Below are 13,261 nucleotides of genomic sequence, written 5' to 3' on the forward strand. Positions count from 1 at the left end.
CACACGGGCGGGCCGGTGCCAACTGCTGTCAAAGGTAGCCGGGTTCTTGCCCCTGGAGCACCCCGCCTGTTCCCATGGACGTGGGGTGATGTGCATGAGCGGACCGCGCGTCGTACCGACCTGGCGACACGGTCGGGAACGGCTGTACGTCCGCCTCGCGGACGGCAGGAACATCGCCTGGTACGACCGTGAGGCGGCCCGGGTCAGCCTGTTGGACGAGGCCCGCGGGGACGACGTCCTGAAGGCCCTCGGCCCCTTCCTCACCGGCTCCGTCACGGTCGGCCCGCCACCCGTGCCCACCCCCGCGGAGCTGGCCCTGCTGAGCCTGCACCCCGACGACGACCTCGCCCCCAACCGGCCCGGCGAGGCGCTCCTGGTCGCCCTGGACCGCGATCCCGACGTGCCGGGGGCCCGGCTGCGCGCCGACCCCCGGCGCCGGGCGCTGGAGGCCGAGCAGACGGTGGGGGAGACGCTCGACCGGATGGAGGGCGCGGGCTGGCACGCCCTGCACTCCGTGCCGCTGCCCGGCGGTGACCGGGTCCACCACCTGGTGATCGGCCCGGGTGGCCTCTTCACCGTGCACTCCCTCCACGCCCGCAGGCAGCGCGTCGTGATAGGCGATCCGATGGTCGCGCTGGGCCGGCGGGAGGGGCGGCCGCTGCTGCGACGGGTCCGCGCGGAGGCCGACCGCGCCTCGTACGCACTGACCGCGGAGGTCAGACCCGTCCTGGCCCTGGTCGGCCCCTCCCGTGTCTCGATCCCCGGTCCGGTCCGCGAGGTCCGCGTCCTGACGGACACGGACCTCGACGGCCTCACCCGTCTGGGCGGCGCGCTCAAGCCGGCCGACGTGGAGGCCCTGCACGCGATGGCCAGGGACCGGAACACCTGGGCGAGGGTGTGAGCCCGGTCAGCCCACCGGACGGAAGTCGTGGTCCAGCGCGTAGTTCCCGATCGCCCGGCCCACCCGGGTGCCCGCCTCGCCGCTGGTCCGGAACTGGATGCCGCCCCACATGCCGGCGCCCGTCACGTCCCGGTCGAAGTCGGCCGCCTTCGTGTACGTGCGGGTCGTGCCCGTCACCGCGGAGGAGATACGGAAGTCGATGTTCCCGCCGGTCAGCCGGTGCAGGACGGCCATCGCGGCGCCGTCGGCGGCGGTGTGGCCGCTGATGTGGTCCGGGTGGGCGGGCGTGCGCAGCAGCGGCTCCCACGCCGGGTCGGCCGCCGTGGCCAGGTTGCCGTCCGTGCCCGCCTGCCGGATCGCCGTGACCGGCCGCCACTGGGCGTGCGTGTACTTCGCGTTCCAGGCGGCGATCGTCGCGTCGGCGGCCGCCGTGTTGGCCGCCGCGAACAGCCGGGCCGCGTCCACCAGGTCCAGCCCGTGCCGCGAGACGTGGTCGCGGTAGCCGGCCTGGAGCTGCACCGGCAGCACGTCGCTGAAGAACTTCGCGGTCTCCGTCTGGCGCGGCGAGCGCACCGTGCTGTTCTTCGCGCCCAGCACCCGCACCTCCGCCACTTCGCGGGCGTAGCGCCGGGTGTCCGTCGAGGGCGGCGCGCCCGGCTGGAACCGTTCGGCGGAGTCCAGGACCATCGGCTTCACCTTCGCCAGCCACGGCACGCGGAAGGGCGTGTTGTCCGGCGCGGTGGGCCGCCACACGCCGGGCGCGGGCGACTTGGTGAAGGCCACCGTCGCCCCGCGTCCGTCCTCCACCCGCAGCTGGACCAGACGGTCGGCGGCCCGCCTCCCGAACGCGACGCCCCGGTCCTCGGCCTGCCCGTCGGGGACCGCCTTCAGCGACTTGGTGTAGGCGGCGTCCAGCCTGGCCTTGGACTTCGGGAAGTAGGTCAGCAGCACCCGGTGCGCGGCGGCGGCCGCGGCCGCCTCGGCGGAGGCGCCGGCCTGGGCGCGTCCGTCCCACCGGTACGGCGCGTACCGGCCCTCGACTCCCACCACCGCGTTGTAGACGGCGGCCGAGACGAATCCGAGCCAGACGTTCTGCTCGGGCGCGTACCGCTTGGCGTCGCCGTTGACGGTGGCGACCGCGACCGCGTTCCAGTCGAGGAGCACCTGGGCCTCGGAGGCGGCCGGGGCACGGTCCGTGGCGGCGACCGTGGAGGCCGTCGTGGCGCCCAGGGCGAGCGCGGTCAGGCCGACGACGAGCGTGCGGCGGCGGAGGGTACGGGGGCGGGTCGTTTCCATGCTGGTCCCTTGCTGTGAGGTGCCCGTCGAGGGGCGCTGTGGCTCACGGCAGTGGACTGGCCCGCCCCGCGTCGAGGAGCGGGGCCAGCACATCGCCGTAGTCCTGCAGGCGCGGGGCGATGTCGGTGGCCAGGAAGGTGAGTTGGCCGACGTCTCGGCACGCCTCGACCTCCTCCCAGGTCACCGGTGCCGAAACGGTCGGTGTCGCCCGTGCCCGCAGGGTGTAAGGAGCCGCCGTGGTCTTGCGCGCGGCGTTCTGACTCCAGTCGACGAGAACCTTTCCGGGCCGCAGACTCCGCGTCATCCGGTGTACGACCAGTCGGGCCATCGCCCGTTCCGCCTCGACCGCGAGCCCCTTGGCGTACTCCGTCACCCGGTCGGAGGGGGTGGGCAGGACCGCGGCCAGCAGGTGCAGCCCCTTGGAGCCGGACGTCTTCGGGTACGCCTCGATCCCGTCCGCCGCCAGCCGCTCCCGCAGCCACAGGGCGACCTCGCAGGTCTGCACGACCGTCGCCGGCGGCCCCGGGTCGAGGTCGAAGACGATCCGGTCGGCGACGTCCGGCGCGGAGATCACCCATTGGTGGGTGTGGAACTCGGCCACCAGGTTCGCCGCCCACATCAGGCTCGGGAGGTCCTGCACCAGCACCGTCCGGGCCGGCCCCTCGGACCGCGGCACCTCGGCGGTGGTGACCCAGTCGGGGGTGCCCGGCGGCACGTTCTTGGTGAAGAACAGCTGGCCGTCGGGTCCGTCCGGATAGCGCAGGAAGGACACCGGCCGATCCCGCAGATGGGGCAGGAGCGCGTCGGCGGTGATCGCGTAGTAGTGCAGCAACTCGCCCTTGGTGAAGCCGGTCGCCGGGTGCAGCACCTTCTCCAGATTGCTGAGCGCGACCCGTCGCCCCTCCACCTCAGTGATCGGCGTCATACGATGAGAATCACACGAAAAACATGAGAATCATACGAACCTAGCTGATTCAGCCATGAAGGCGATGGAAGCCAGGAAAGGTGCTGAATGTGCGATCCATATGGAACGGCGCCATCTCGTTCGGCCTGGTCAGCATCCCGATCAAGCTGGTGAACGCCACCGAGAGCCACACGATCTCCTTCCGCCAGATCCACACCGAGGACGGCGGCAGGATCCGCTACCGCAAGTTCTGCGAGCTGGAGGACCGCGAGGTCAGCGGCGCCGAGATCGGCAAGGGGTACGAGGACGCGGACGGCTCGGTCATCCCGATCACCGACGAGGACCTGGCCCATCTGCCCCTGCCGACCGCCAGGACGATCGAGATCGTGGCTTTCGTGCCGGCCGACCGGATCGACCCGCTCCAGATGGACGCGGCGTACTACCTCGCGGCGAGCGGCGCCCCCGCCGCCAAGCCCTACACGCTGCTGCGCGAGGCACTCAAACGCAGCAACAAGGTCGCCATCGCCAAGTTCGCGCTGCGCGGCCGGGAGCGGCTCGGGATGCTGCGGGTGGTCGGCGACGCCATCGCGATGCACGGGCTGCTGTGGCCGGACGAGGTGCGCGCGCCGGAGGGAGTCGCCCCCGATGCCGGCGTCACCGTCCGTGACAAGGAGCTCGATCTGGCGGACGCCCTGATGGACACGCTCGGCGAGGTCGACCTGGAGGATCTGCACGACGAGTACCGCGAGGCCGTCGAGGAGGTCATCGCCGCGAAGGCGGCCGGCGAGGCGCCCCCCGAGGCGCCGGAGCCCGCGGCCGGCGGCAAGGTGCTCGACCTGATGGCGGCCCTGGAGAGCAGCGTCCGCGCGGCCCGGGAGTCCCGCGGCGAGGCGCCTGCGGAGGAGGCCGACGTCCACGCGCTCCCGCAGCGCAGGGCCGGCCGTACCGCGCCCAAGGAGCCGGCCGGCAAGAAGTCCACGGCGAAGAAGGCGGCCGCGAAGAAGACCGCGTCGACGTCGGCCCGGGCGACGAAGAAGACGGCGGCGTCGAAGAGCACGGCGAAGAGCACCGCCAAGAAGGCGACGGCGAAGAAGACCACGGCCCGCAAGCGCTCGGCGTGACGAGGGACGCGCCGAAGTCGACAGCCGTGTCACAGAACAAGGTCGGGGCGATCGGAGCGGTGGTCGCGGGCACGACGCTGCTCGCACGGCGCAGGAAGAGCGGGGACGCTCCGGAGAACTGAGGGGCGCCGGGACGGCGCGCGGCGGCGCTCAGCAGCTCCGCGACTCCGCTTGCGCCGCGTGGGTGCGGGCGTTCGGTTCCGCCATGCCGCATGCGCTGTGCGCCGCGGGCACATGTGCTCAGCCGCGTGTTGCCGCCGGCCTCGTGGCGGGCGTTCAGCTGTGCGGCGCTGCTTGCGTCACCGCAAGTGCCCGGCCGTGCGGCGCCGTCTGCTCCCCGCGGGTGCTCAGTCGCGCGGCGCCGCCGGCCTCAGGGCGGACCTTCAGCCGCGCGGCCCGCCTCCCTCAGCGCAAGTGCCCAGCCCCGCGGGGCATCTGCCGAGGTGCCGGTGCTCAGCCGAACGCCCCGCCCTTCCTGGCAGTGGCCATCAGCCGTGCCGCCCCGCCCTGCCTGGTCGGCGGTGTTCAGCTGTGCGGCCCCGCCTGCCCCGCCGCCGGCGTTGCCAGCGCCGCCAGTTCCTCCGCCGTGCGGGGACCGGTCGCCGTGCCGTCCAGCAGGCCCTGGCCGCGCAGCAGTTCCGCCGCCGCGACGCCCCACGGCAGGCGCAGGCCCGCCTCCCGCAGGAGCTGCGTCCGCGCCAGGTTCTCGGGCGCGGGGCCGGTGCGGACCCCGGACGGGGTGAGCAGGGCCGCGTCGTCGGCCCAGCGCAGCGCGAGGTCGACGTCATGGGTGGCCATCACAACCGTCGTACCGCTCGCGCGCAGCCCGTCGAGCGTGGCGAGCAGCCTCTCCTGACCGTCGGGATCGAGCCCGGCCGTCGGCTCGTCGAGGATCAGCACCCGCGGGCGCATGGCGACGGCACCGGCGATCGCGGTCCGCTTGCGCTGCCCGTACGAGAGCAGATGCGTGGGCCGGTCCGCCAGCGCGGAGATGTCCAGCGCCGTCAGTGCCTGAGCCACCCGCCCCCGCACCTCGGAGTCCGGCAGCCCCAGGTTGAGCGGCCCGAAGGACACGTCCTGCGCCACCGACGCGGCGAACAGCTGGTCGTCCGGGTCCTGCACCACCAGTTGCACGGTGGTCCGCAACCGGGTCAGCCCCTTCCGGTCGTACGACACCGTGGCGCCGTCCACCACCAACTCCCCGGCACGCGGCCGGAGTCCACCGCTGAGCAGCCGCATCAGCGTGGTCTTGCCGCTGCCGTTGCGGCCGAGCAGGGCCAGCGCGCGCCCCTCACGCACCTCGAAGTCGAGACCGGTCAGCACCGCCGGGCCGTCCTCGTAGGCGAACGACGCGCCCCGCAGGGCGACCAGGGGGGCGGCCTCGCTCATGAAAGCGGCCTTTCGAGTACGAAGGTGAGGGCGGCCAGAGCCGCGAGCAGCGCGAGACTCACGGCCGTGAACGGCACGGAGACGCGGGCCTCGGGCACCAGGACGCGCAGGGTGCCGTCGTAGCCGCGCCCGGCGAGGCCGGCCTGGAGGCGCGTCGCCCGGTCGAAAGCGCGTACGAAGGCGGTGGCGCCCAGCCCGCCCAGCGACCGCCACCGCGCGGCGTGCGTGGTGTGCCCGAGCCGGGCCGCCTGCGCGTCGTGGACGCGGCGTACGGAGTCGAGGAGCAGGAAGCTCATCCGGTACGTCACGAGGGCCACGTCGACGACGGGCGCGGGGACACCGGCCCGGACCAGCCGCGGCAGCAGGTCGGACATCGGTGTGGTGAACGCGAACAGCAGCACCCCGAGGGAGGCCGCCGAGGTCCGCAGCAGCAGTTCCCCGGCACGCACCGCGCCACCGTCCGCGAGACCGACGAACCCGTCCGGGCCGCCGACCCGCACCAGCAGCGGCAGCGCGCCGGTGACACAGAAGCCCAGCGGCACGCGGTACGCGAGCCACAGCCGCCGCGGCGGCACGCCCGCCGGCCCGAGCAGCACGGCCAGCGCCGTCACCAGCACCAGCGCGGCCCCCGGCCACGGCGGCAACGAGATCGCCAGCACGGTGAGTCCCAGCCCGAGCACGGCCTTGTCCACGGGGTGGCGGCGGCGCCAGCGACTGCTGTGCGCCGCCGCGTCGATCGGCAGCACGAGGCTCAGGCCCCTTCGGCTCCGCCGGGTCCTGGCACCAGCCCCCCGCCCCGCCGCTCCTCGGCCCGGCCGGGCCCGCCGCCCCGCTGCTCCATGGTCCGGGCCTCACCCTGACGACGGCCGCGGCGCACCCCGAAGTAGTACGCGAGCACGCCCGCGCCGACCGCGGCCTGGAGGGCGAACAGCCCCGACTCGATCTCACCGGACGGCGGCTCGTACAGCGGCGAGAACCAGGGCTCGTAGTCCGGGGCCAGCTCGGTGATCGCCGTCTCCGCCTCGGCGTCGGCGCCGGTGAACGGCTCCTCCTTGTGGTCCCCGAGCCCGAACAGCAACGGCAGTACCGCGAGCGCGGCGACGGCGAGCACCAGCAGGAGGTTGATCCTCGTGTTGCGTTTCATCGGGCCACCGCCTCGCTGTCGTTCCTCTCGCTGCCCGCCTTCTTGGTGAGCAGCACGCCCAGCCGGGTCAGTTCACCCTTGCTGGACTGCACGAGCAGCCGCATCACCAGCACCGTGAGCAGTCCCTCGCTCACCGCGAGGGGGATCTGCGTGACCGCGAAGATGGAGCCGAACTTGCCGAGCGCGCCCAGGATTCCGCTGCCCGGGTCGGGGAAGGCGAGCGCCAGCTGGACGCTGGTGACGCAGTACGTGGACAGGTCGGCGACGAACGCCCCGAAGAACACGGCGACCATCAGCGGCACGTCGTACCGCCGCAGCAGCCGGTAGACGCCGTAGCCGGCCCAGGGTCCGACGATCGCCATCGAGAAGACGTTGGCGCCCAGCGTGGTCAGCCCGCCGTGCGCGAGCAGCAGCGCCTGGAACAGCAGGGTGATGGTGCCCAGCACCGCCATGACCGGCGGCCGGAACAGGATGGCCCCCAGTCCGGTACCGGTGGGATGTGAGCAACTTCCGGTCACGGACGGCAGTTTCAGCGCCGACAGGACGAAGGTGAAGGCGCCCGAGGCGCCGAGGAGCAGCGTGCTCTCGGGATGTTCCCTGACCTCACGGGTGAGGGAGCGGACTCCGTGGACGACGAACGGCGCGGACGCGGCACCCCAGGCGATCGCGTGCGCCGGAGGAAGAAAACCCTCGGCTATGTGCATGGCTTCAGCAGACCCTCTCCAGCACCTCGTGGATGGTGTTCGAACTGCCTCGGCCGGTCTCCTGGCTGACGGGTGACACCGCCCGTGCTCCGCCTTCCCGGGTCACGAGGACCCAGTGGCTGCCCCTGAGGGCCGGAGCCGGACTTCCCGATCACAGTGGCGAGGGCCGCACCGGTTTCGCACCGGATTTCCCGTTCACCAAGGCGTGGTGACAGTAGTGCGCCCCCAGGGGTGGTGACAAGCGTGTCGTGGGGGGCGCGAAGACGCTGGTCACGCGGCGCGACGGGGCGCCGTGCCCGCCGTCGCCCCTGGCCGGCGGCGCGTCCGGGACCCCTCCCCGACAGTGCCCCGTATACAACGGTGTGCCGGACCGCTGGACAGCAACGACAAAGCCACATAAGTGAGTTGAGAGAGACCGTACGGCAACAGGGGGCGCACGCCGGTCAGAGGGCGCGCTGCCCGCTGCACCGACGGCCGTGTCGAGGACCGTTCACGCCAGGGGGAGAGCACCATGGACGAACCGACCTACACCATGCCCTTCGCCCCGCCGCCCGAGCCGCCCCGGCCGCCGCGCACCCGGGAGCACGACCCGCTGGCCGCGGCCCTCGGCAACGCCTCCCTGCTCGGCGTCGGCTACTGGCTCCTCGGACGGCGCGGGCTCGCCGTACTCGCGCTCCTGGGCACGGTCGTCCTCGGCTCCCTGCTCGCCTCGACCGCCGCGTGGGGGTACGAGGCCGCCGCGGTGGCCTGGTGGGTCGCGGTCGTCGCCCACGGCTGGTTCCTGGCGAGCCGCGGCATCCCGCGCGTCGCCTCCCGCCGGCAGCGCCTGATCGCGCTCTGCGTCACCGTGCCGGTGCTGCTGGCGGTGGGGCTGCTGCGCCACGACGCCCTGCGCATCGGGCAGGACGTCACCGAGGCCCGGGACAAGGGCGACTGCGCCGGGGTGTTCCGCGCCCAGGACGAGGTGTGGGCCGGGCATCGCGTGGCCGGCGCCCCGGTCAGCGCCAGGGGCGACCGGGTGGCCGAGGACTGCCGCGACCTCGATACGGCCGGGACGCTGCTGGCCGACGGCCTGGACGACGACACCGACGCACTGGAACAGGGCTTCGGCATCCTCACCTCGGTGCTCGGCGAACCCGGCAACGAGCGCACCGTCCGCACGGTCCTGGACGGCTTCCTCGACGGTCTGCCCACGGACGACCCCTGCGGCACCGTCGGCGTCACCGACTGGCTCCGCGAGCGCGAGGCGACCCGCGACCAGCTCGACCGTTCCGCGGACACCGCGAACCGCGTCGCACCCGCCGCGCTCCTCGCCTGCGGCGACACCCTCATGCGGAGCAGGGACTGGCAGGCCGCCCAGGCGCACTACCGCCAACTCCTCGACGAGTACCCCGACGACAGCCTCGGGAGCCGGGCCCGCACCGGCGTCACCGAGGCCACGCAGGCCATCGAGCTGGACAACGTCCGCTCCCTGCTGTCCGGCACGGCGGACGAGCAGCCCGAGTACTGCTCCCGGCCGGCCAAGTACAGCGCGGCCGAGCCCATGGGCAAGGGCACCAACCGCGCGCTGTACTTCGGCAACACCGAGTACACCGACCAGCTCCCCGCCGGCTGGAAGGCCACCGACGCCGCTCGCGCGGTGGCGGTCGTCTGCGTGGGAGAGCCGGAGTTCGGGACCTCCGTCCAGACGTGCCCGTACGTGGGCCGCACATCCGGTGCCGTCACCTACGTGACCTTCCACAAGATCGCGATCCCGGTGCGGGTCTACGAGGTGCGCACCGGAAAGCTCGCCACCCGGCGCACCGTCCAGATCAGCGGATCGAGCTGCCCCGCGGTCCTCTCGTACTTCACCTACGGCGACGACGACAACCCGCCGACGGACCGGTACGTCACGGACTCGCGCTCCGATGTGCGCGACGCGTTCAGGTCGCTGACCCACCGCTGAACGACGACCGGCGCGGGCGGCGCGGGCGGTGCCCTGGGACAGGGTCTTCCGTTTCGGCCACCGGAGGCGTAGGTTCCGTTTACCCCGCGCGGCACCTTTCGAGGTGCGGGCCCGCCAGTTCCGGACGGCGGGCCGCGCGGGGGCCAAGCTGCACGGCCGCGGCCCGCCGCCCACCACGCCCCGCCGCCTACCGCGGCCGCTTCCGGCTGACGGCCCCTCGGAACCGCACGGGACGGGACCCCGCCGAACCCCATCGGACCCCACCGGACTCCGGCCGAACCCCGTCGGACCCCTGATTGGCCTCCTCGAAGAGCGCCGCGGCCGAAGTCGATCTAGCCTCCGAAGTGAGCGCTTAGTGGATCTTTCTGTAGTGCGCTCTATCCGGCCCAAGGAGGAGATATGCGCAGGTTTCACAAGGCCGCTGTCGCGACGGTCATCATAAGTAGTCTGGGTTTCCTGGGTGTCGGCACCGCCACTGCCGCGGCCGCGCAAGGCCCGCACGGTGGCGGATGCAGATCCCATGATCTGAACATCGACATCCTGGGTCAGGTCGGCATTCTCAACGGCCTCGGCTCCAACCTCATCAACGGTGAGGGCAGCCCAGGTGCGCAGTTCACTGACATCGGTTCCGAGTGTGGCTTCGGCTACTAGTCGCGTCACATAGCTCACCGCATGGACTCCGGCGCCCGGCTTCCTGACCCTTGACCCGGCGCCCGTCCGTCAGTGGCTGCTTGCGTTTCATCTCGAAGTGGGTGCGAAGGCCCCGGACCGCGACCGGTCCGGGGCCTTCGCGACGGCTCCCCGTCCCTGGCCGCCTACGGAAACGGCGGAAAAATGACAGAAAAGACAAAGCCGACATATCTGGGCAGCGGTGACCCGGCGCGACAGCGCACGGACTACTACCCCCTGTGGCTGGACAACCTCGCCGACGACGTGACGATGGAGGGCTCGGTCCTGAACGGGATCGTGCGCGGGGCCGAGGACGTCCGCACGGTACTGGGCCACGCGCGCACCCTGTACGAGTACCAGGACTTCATCTACCTCGGCGAGTACGGAGAGAACGGCTTCGTCGAGGACTACGCGTCGAAGGTGCGCGGTGAGCCGATCGCGAACATCGCCGTCGTCTACAGGAACCCGCGGGGGCAGACGCAACACCTCGTGGTGAACCACCGTCCACTGCCGTCGGTCCTCCTCTTCTCCCGACTCATGGGCGAGCACTTCGCCGGGACTCGTTTCGCGTCGTACTTCGCCGCCCCCTCCACCGATACCGAGCGCGGCTGAAGGAGAAACAGCATGCCCACGCCCCATTCCATGAACGCGCTCGTCGCCCAGCAGATCGGCGAGCCGAGCGACGTCCTACGGATGGAGACCCGTCCGATTCCCACGCCCGGATCCGGCCAGGCACTCATCCGAGTGAAAGCCACTCCGGTTCACGCCAGCGATCTGCACGTACTGCGTGGCCGCTACGGCTTCTCCCCCGAATTCCCCACGGTCGGGGGGCACATGGAATGCGTGGGCCGCATCGAGGCGCTGGGTCCCGACACCAAGGGCTTCAGGATCGGCGAGCGGGTGGTGAACGTCGCGATCCCGGCGGTACCCGGGCCGCCCGTCGCCGGCACCTGGCAGGAGTACCTGGTGGCCGACGCACGAAGGCTCCTGCCGGTCCCCGACCGGCTGAGCGACTCCGACGCCTGCCAACTCGCGGTCAACCCGTTGACCGCGCTGCTCCTGGTGACACGCGAACTCGACGTCCGGACAGGGGAATGGCTCCTGCAGACGGCCGCGGGCTCCACCGTCGGCCGCCTCGTCCTCCAGCTGGCCCGGCATCTGAACATTCCGACGATCAATGTCGTGCGCCGGCGCGATGCCGTCGAGGAGATCAAGTCGCTCGGCGGCGACGAGGTCATCTGCACGGAGGACGAGGACCTGGTGCGGCGGGTGGCCGAGATCGCGGGACCGGCCGGCGTGCACAAGGCCATCGACTGTGTCGCGGGCCCTGTGGGTGCCCAGGTGTCCCAGGCGCTGGCACCGGGAGGAGAGCTCGTCGTCTACGGCGCGCTCTCGACGCACCGGCAGACGGACCCGGCGGCGCTGACGATCCCGCTGCCGGCCCGCTCGGTGATCTACGAGACCAAGACGGTCCGCGGCTTCTGGCTGAACCGCTGGTTCGGCACCGCCTCACCCACGGACGCGCTGGACGCCCTGTCCGAGGTGCGCACCCTGGTCACCGACAGAATCCTGACCATCCCCGAGGGCCGCGCGTTCCCCCTGGAACACTTCACCGAGGCCCTCGCACTCGCAGAGGCCCCGGCACGCGACGCCAAGCCCCTCCTCGTCTTCGAGGACAGGTAGGCCGCGGTACCCGTCCGGCTGAGCCCCCGGACGATGACGAATCCGTCAGGACAGCCTCCCGTCCTCACCAGTGACACCGCGCGGCGCTAGGCTTCAAGCCCCTGAACTCGTCCAGGGGCTACAGCCGTTGAAGGGCTGGCAGGGGCAGGGGGTCTGGTTCCCGTGGTCATCCCGGAGACCGCGCCCTGTGATCTCAGGGAGATGTCATGGGCTTGCTTGTCGTCCTCGATGAAGCGGTGGCCACTCTCAAGGCCCCGCTGGAGGACGACGACCGGGCGCAGGGCTGGACCGACGACCTCCGAAGGGAAGTGCAGGAGGAGATCTCGATCAGCCGCTCGGTGCTCCGCCGTCACGGGTTGCATATGACGCGATACCTGCGCCCCCGCTTGGACGAGTGGATGGAACGTGAGGGCGTCCATCCGGGGCGTCTCCGTGACCTGGTGGTCAAGGTGCAGCGGTCGCTCGTGGAAGCCCGGACCACGACGTGAGAAACGCCCGCCGCCCTGCGCGTCCGTCACCCACGACCAGTCCCCGAACAGTCACGGACCTCACCCTGCAATTCGCGGGTGTACAACCCCGCGCGGATGTCGACTGTCTGAAAGGCGCTGGAGGGATGAACCTTCGGTTCCATTCCTTGAGGAGATGGGGGATCAGGTGGGGAAGCAGGTCTGGAGAGTCGTCGTGGCCGGTGGTGCGGCGGCGCTGTTCACGGCCGTGGCCGCGGCGCCGGCCGGGGCGGCCGAGGGTGGTGCCTCGTTCTCCCGTGTCCAGGTGAACGACGGCAAGCCGATCGTGATCGGGGTGTGGAACGAGGTCGCGGTGCCCGCCTCCTTCCGGATGGCGACCACTCGCAAGTGGAAGTGGCCGGCAGTGTTCCTGTACCGCAGTGGTGCGGGTGAACGGCTGTGGCACGCCATCGAGACGAGCGACTGCATCAAGGTGAGCTCGGGCGTCTGCGACTTCAACGAGACGATGTACTTCGACCCGAGCGTGTGGGACATGCGTAACAGCGAGGCCGGGGCGTGGAAGGTCGGGGCCGAGGTGCACTTCGAGGGTGGCGGTGGTGACGTCGACGACAAGGGTCTGACGGTCCAGGTCAAGCGCAACTCCCGCCTGACCGTCAACGCCTCGCCCGAACCGGTGTCCAAGGGCAGGACCATCACCGTGACCGGAAAGGTCACCCGGGCCAACTGGGAGACCAGGAACTACGCCTCCTACGGAGGCCGCCTGGTGAGCCTGCAGTTCAAGCCTGCCGGCACCGCCTCCTACACCACGGTGAAGAAGGTGTACGCGAACAGCTCCGGTGGTCTCAAGACGACCGTGAAGGCCTCCAAGACGGGTACGTGGCGCTGGGCGTACTACGGCAACAGCACCACCGGGCAGTCGACGTCGTCCGGGGACAACGTCGTGGTGAAGTGACGTCGGCGGTGCCGGCGGTCTGATGGGTCCGAGCCGGCGGTAACCGTCGCGACGGTCAAGGCGTCGGCTCCGCCGCGACCACGGCG

General features: G+C 71.7%; 14 protein-coding genes and 1 riboswitch. Of the genes, 8 read left to right on the forward strand and 6 right to left on the reverse strand.

What is annotated here, in order from left to right:
- Positions 1–94 precede the first annotated feature (94 nt).
- Positions 95–901, forward strand: coding sequence for a nuclease-related domain-containing protein (locus tag ACWCPM_RS18830; RefSeq protein ID WP_450977320.1), 807 nt, complete (start codon positions 95–97; stop codon positions 899–901).
- A gap of 6 nt (positions 902–907) precedes the next feature.
- Here ACWCPM_RS18830 and ACWCPM_RS18835 read toward each other — a convergent pair whose 3' ends face one another.
- Both ACWCPM_RS18835 and ligD read right to left on the reverse strand, forming a co-directional pair.
- Complete coding sequence (locus tag ACWCPM_RS18835; protein WP_450977321.1) at positions 908–2,197, reverse strand: vanadium-dependent haloperoxidase; 1,290 nt, start codon at positions 2,195–2,197, stop codon at positions 908–910.
- Between the two features lie 43 nt (positions 2,198–2,240).
- Positions 2,241–3,122 carry a non-homologous end-joining DNA ligase gene (gene ligD, locus ACWCPM_RS18840; RefSeq protein ID WP_450977322.1) on the reverse strand — a complete coding sequence of 294 codons (882 nt, stop codon included), beginning with the start codon at positions 3,120–3,122 and terminating at the stop codon, positions 2,241–2,243.
- An 89-nt stretch (positions 3,123–3,211) separates the two neighbouring features.
- Between ligD and ku the strand changes: the two genes are divergently transcribed.
- Positions 3,212–4,222, forward strand: coding sequence for a non-homologous end joining protein Ku (ku, locus tag ACWCPM_RS18845; RefSeq protein WP_450977323.1), 1,011 nt, complete (start codon positions 3,212–3,214; stop codon positions 4,220–4,222).
- A 525-nt stretch (positions 4,223–4,747) separates the two neighbouring features.
- On the opposite strand, the gene ACWCPM_RS18850 is transcribed toward ku, so the two are convergent.
- The 4 genes from ACWCPM_RS18850 to ACWCPM_RS18865 are packed head-to-tail and all read right to left on the reverse strand — an operon-like array spanning position 4,748 to position 7,459.
- Positions 4,748–5,611, reverse strand: coding sequence for an energy-coupling factor ABC transporter ATP-binding protein (locus tag ACWCPM_RS18850; RefSeq protein ID WP_450977324.1), 864 nt, complete (start codon positions 5,609–5,611; stop codon positions 4,748–4,750).
- Entirely contained in the window at positions 5,608–6,357 is a 750-nt protein-coding gene (gene cbiQ, locus ACWCPM_RS18855) for a cobalt ECF transporter T component CbiQ (protein ID WP_450977325.1), read from the reverse strand. The genes ACWCPM_RS18850 and cbiQ overlap by 4 nt, the downstream gene beginning before the upstream one ends.
- Positions 6,358–6,362: 5 nt before the next feature.
- Positions 6,363–6,755 (reverse strand): energy-coupling factor ABC transporter substrate-binding protein, encoded by a 393-nt coding sequence (locus ACWCPM_RS18860; RefSeq protein WP_450977326.1) that lies wholly within the window; start codon positions 6,753–6,755, stop codon positions 6,363–6,365.
- Entirely contained in the window at positions 6,752–7,459 is a 708-nt protein-coding gene (locus ACWCPM_RS18865; RefSeq protein ID WP_450977327.1) for an energy-coupling factor ABC transporter permease, read from the reverse strand. Before ACWCPM_RS18865 ends, ACWCPM_RS18860 begins: the two co-directional genes overlap by 4 nt.
- Before the next feature lie 34 nt (positions 7,460–7,493).
- A riboswitch (cobalamin riboswitch) is annotated at positions 7,494–7,677 on the reverse strand.
- A gap of 293 nt (positions 7,678–7,970) precedes the next feature.
- On the opposite strand from ACWCPM_RS18865, the gene ACWCPM_RS18870 reads away from it, so the two are divergent.
- From ACWCPM_RS18870 to ACWCPM_RS18895, 6 genes are all read left to right on the forward strand, one after another.
- Positions 7,971–9,404: a tetratricopeptide repeat protein gene (locus tag ACWCPM_RS18870; protein WP_450977328.1), complete on the forward strand. Its 1,434-nt coding sequence runs from the start codon at positions 7,971–7,973 to the stop codon at positions 9,402–9,404.
- A 399-nt stretch (positions 9,405–9,803) separates the two neighbouring features.
- Complete coding sequence (locus ACWCPM_RS18875; protein WP_450977329.1) at positions 9,804–10,055, forward strand: hypothetical protein; 252 nt, start codon at positions 9,804–9,806, stop codon at positions 10,053–10,055.
- A 183-nt stretch (positions 10,056–10,238) separates the two neighbouring features.
- Positions 10,239–10,685: a hypothetical protein gene (locus ACWCPM_RS18880; protein ID WP_450977330.1), complete on the forward strand. Its 447-nt coding sequence runs from the start codon at positions 10,239–10,241 to the stop codon at positions 10,683–10,685.
- Positions 10,686–10,697: 12 nt separating this feature from the next.
- Positions 10,698–11,756, forward strand: a complete 1,059-nt coding sequence (locus tag ACWCPM_RS18885) for a zinc-dependent alcohol dehydrogenase family protein (RefSeq protein ID WP_450977331.1) — start codon at positions 10,698–10,700, stop codon at positions 11,754–11,756.
- Positions 11,757–11,962: 206 nt separating this feature from the next.
- Positions 11,963–12,244 carry a hypothetical protein gene (locus tag ACWCPM_RS18890; protein ID WP_450977332.1) on the forward strand — a complete coding sequence of 94 codons (282 nt, stop codon included), beginning with the start codon at positions 11,963–11,965 and terminating at the stop codon, positions 12,242–12,244.
- A gap of 166 nt (positions 12,245–12,410) precedes the next feature.
- A complete protein-coding gene (locus ACWCPM_RS18895; protein WP_450977333.1) occupies positions 12,411–13,175 on the forward strand; it encodes a hypothetical protein in 765 nt (254 codons plus the stop codon).
- The last annotated feature ends 86 nt before the right edge of the window (positions 13,176–13,261 follow it).

This window comes from Streptomyces sp. NPDC002309, from assembly GCF_053593375.1.

Coding starts and splice junctions, on each gene's coding strand:
- ACWCPM_RS18830 (WP_450977320.1), top strand. CDS start 95: ATGAGCGGACCGCGCGTCGTACCGACCTGGCGACACGGTCGGGAACGG.
- ACWCPM_RS18835 (WP_450977321.1), bottom strand. CDS start 2,197: ATGGAAACGACCCGCCCCCGTACCCTCCGCCGCCGCACGCTCGTCGTC.
- ligD (WP_450977322.1), bottom strand. CDS start 3,122: ATGACGCCGATCACTGAGGTGGAGGGGCGACGGGTCGCGCTCAGCAAT.
- ACWCPM_RS18850 (WP_450977324.1), bottom strand. CDS start 5,611: ATGAGCGAGGCCGCCCCCCTGGTCGCCCTGCGGGGCGCGTCGTTCGCC.
- ACWCPM_RS18860 (WP_450977326.1), bottom strand. CDS start 6,755: ATGAAACGCAACACGAGGATCAACCTCCTGCTGGTGCTCGCCGTCGCC.
- ACWCPM_RS18865 (WP_450977327.1), bottom strand. CDS start 7,459: ATGCACATAGCCGAGGGTTTTCTTCCTCCGGCGCACGCGATCGCCTGG.
- ACWCPM_RS18870 (WP_450977328.1), top strand. CDS start 7,971: ATGGACGAACCGACCTACACCATGCCCTTCGCCCCGCCGCCCGAGCCG.
- ACWCPM_RS18875 (WP_450977329.1), top strand. CDS start 9,804: ATGCGCAGGTTTCACAAGGCCGCTGTCGCGACGGTCATCATAAGTAGT.
- ACWCPM_RS18880 (WP_450977330.1), top strand. CDS start 10,239: ATGACAGAAAAGACAAAGCCGACATATCTGGGCAGCGGTGACCCGGCG.
- ACWCPM_RS18885 (WP_450977331.1), top strand. CDS start 10,698: ATGCCCACGCCCCATTCCATGAACGCGCTCGTCGCCCAGCAGATCGGC.
- ACWCPM_RS18890 (WP_450977332.1), top strand. CDS start 11,963: ATGGGCTTGCTTGTCGTCCTCGATGAAGCGGTGGCCACTCTCAAGGCC.